The following is a 1,830-nucleotide window of genomic DNA, read 5'->3' as shown; positions in this document are numbered from 1 at the left end:
ATAGACAGAAAACTACAAATCACATCACAGCTTGCACAGTGTTTTAAAGATTACCGAAAACCAAACCGAGTTGACCATTCAATAAAAGACTTAATTACACAACGAATATATGGGTTGATCATGGGATACGAAGACTTAAATGACCATGAAAAATCCTAGTGTGGCAAAACTTACTAGAGAAGAGTGAAAATCCTGTAATCTTGACCTTGTAGCAAAATAATGGTGCAAAAACTTGGCAAGAAAAAGTCTAAAACCAGAGGCAACATCGTTTGAAGTACTCGACTGTGTTCAAAAAAAATGTCCTTCGTGCGGTCAAGCAATGTGGAATGAATACAATAATCCTCGACATATAAGAACGTTAAATGGGGTAGTAGAACTACAGCTAAAAATTCGGCGATGTCAAAATAAATCATGTTTGCGGTACAAAAAAGCATATCGACCAGAGCTTGAAGGGTCACTCGCTCTACCACAAAACGAATTTGGTTTGGATGTGATTGCTTATATAGGAGCATTACGCTATCAGGAACATAGAAGTGTTCCCCAAATACACGCTCACCTAGAATTAAAGGGTATATGTATAAGTCAACGAACGGTCACGTACCTAATTGACAGATATGACGAGTTAATTTCTTTGTGGCTAAAAGACCACAAAAGGTTAAAAGCAATATTTAAAAATCAAGGACGAGTGATATTAGCAATTGATGGGATGCAGCCAGAAATTGGACATGAGGTATTATGGGTAATTCGAGATTGCTTATCAGGAGAAATAATACTAGCTAAAACCTTATTATCATCAAGAAATGAAGATTTAGCGGCGTTATTATTAGAAGTAACTAATATTCTGGATGTACCAATTGATGGAGTTGTTAGTGATGGGCAACAATCAATTCGTAAAGCTGTTGGGATAGCATTACCAAAAATAGCTCATGGTTTGTGTCATTATCATTACTTGAAAGAGGCAATCAAACCCATATATGAGGCGGATCGACATGCAAAAAAGGAATTAAAGAAAAAAGTTAGAGGATTACGAGACATTGAACGTAATGCTGCCAATGAAGATCGGGAAATGGCGACTATTATTGAAGATTATTGCTCGGCAGTACGTAGTTCTATTACCAATGATGGTCATCCACCGTTAGAGGCATCTGGATTAAAGTTACAATCAAATTTGACGTTGATAGAGCAAAGCTTAGAACGGATGGAAAAAAAAGTGTTTTACCACCACCTTTAGTCAACCTAAAACACCTTCTAGCCAAGGGATTATCTGCGACTGCATCTTTATTTTCACCTGTGAGGGTTGCATATCAGTGGATTGATAAAGCTAGTAATATTCTCAACAATAAAATAGCTCTTGATGCTGCTGGAGTCCAACAAACTTATCAGCAACTGTTAACGGAAATGTTCCAACAAAAGCAGAAAGCTGGTACACTTAATACCGCAATCGATAACTTTATAAAAACCACCCAGAACTACTGGTCTGGACTTTTTCATTGTTACGAAATTGAAGGGTTTCCCAGAACTAATAATGACTTATAACATGCTTTTGGTATGCTACGTCATCATCAACGTCGTTGTACAGGTCGTAAGGTTCCTCCCTCATCTCTCGTTATTCGTGGTTCTGTCAAACTTGCTTGTGCGATCGCTACTAAACTTCATTCTTTTACCGCATCTGATTTAGCACAAGTTGATATTCATACTTGGCTCGAATTACGCTCTCAGTTGCAAAAACACCACAAAGCCAGAATTGAACAGTATCGATTTCGCCGAGACCCCAAGGCTTACTTAGCTAACCTAGAGAGTCGTCTTGTCTAGTGAATTTTACCACACTAG

General features: G+C 37.9%; 2 pseudogenes. Both read left to right on the top strand.

From position 1 onward, the window contains the following. Nucleotides 1-153: pseudogene (locus I8752_RS37770) on the top strand (transposase); the annotation flags it as partial. 166 nt (nt 154-319) lie between these two features. Beyond that, nucleotides 320-1,812 (top strand): annotated as a pseudogene (locus tag I8752_RS31595) (ISNCY family transposase). The last annotated feature ends 18 nt before the right edge of the window (nt 1,813-1,830 follow it).

Origin of the sequence: Dendronalium phyllosphericum CENA369 (assembly GCF_016056275.1) — a bacterium.
Lineage (GTDB): Bacteria > Cyanobacteriota > Cyanobacteriia > Cyanobacteriales > Nostocaceae > Dendronalium > Dendronalium phyllosphericum.
Note: the sequence above shows the minus strand (reverse complement) of the source record. Positions and strands in the feature narration are given on the sequence as shown.